Origin of the sequence: Bartonella vinsonii subsp. berkhoffii ATCC 51672 (assembly GCF_902825225.1) — a bacterium.
Taxonomy (GTDB): Bacteria; Pseudomonadota; Alphaproteobacteria; order Rhizobiales; family Rhizobiaceae; genus Bartonella; species Bartonella berkhoffii.
Map to the genome: position 1 here is coordinate 1 of NZ_CADEAK010000133.1, position 473 is coordinate 473.

Here is a 473-nt window from a genome sequence, read left to right on the forward strand (position 1 = left end):
TGATCTCACAGCGATGGGTTCATTCTTTTTTATCGGTTTGGTGGGTTTGATGCTTGCCATGATTGTTAATATCTTTCTTGGATCCAGTGCTTTGCAATTTGCTATCTCTGTAATTGGCGTTTTTATTTTTGCTGGCTTAACAGCTTACGATACGCAAAATATAAAATTAATGTATTATGAAGGAGATCGGGATGACACCCGAGGTCGTAAAATTATTATGGGTGCATTAAATCTTTATCTTGATTTTATCAATATGTTTGTTTTTCTGCTGCAATTTCTTGGTTCGAATCGGGATTAATTACGACAGCAGTTATTGTTTAATTTAAAGAACCTTGTTTCTTAAAAGAAGCAAGGTTCTTTTAATTTTTAATTAAGTGTTCACCTATTAAATCTCAATATTCATATTCAAATGATAAAAAAGCCTTATAAAAGAAAATTTTTCTGGCCAACTACATTTATCCAGCAAAAACTCC

1 protein-coding gene is annotated in these 473 nt (G+C 31.9%); it reads left to right on the forward strand.

The window, feature by feature from the left end:
- A partial coding sequence (locus J7R10_RS08605; protein ID WP_208436468.1) for a Bax inhibitor-1/YccA family protein occupies window positions 1–298 on the forward strand: 298 nt, incomplete at its 5' end.
- Between the last annotated feature and the right edge of the window lie 175 nt (window positions 299–473).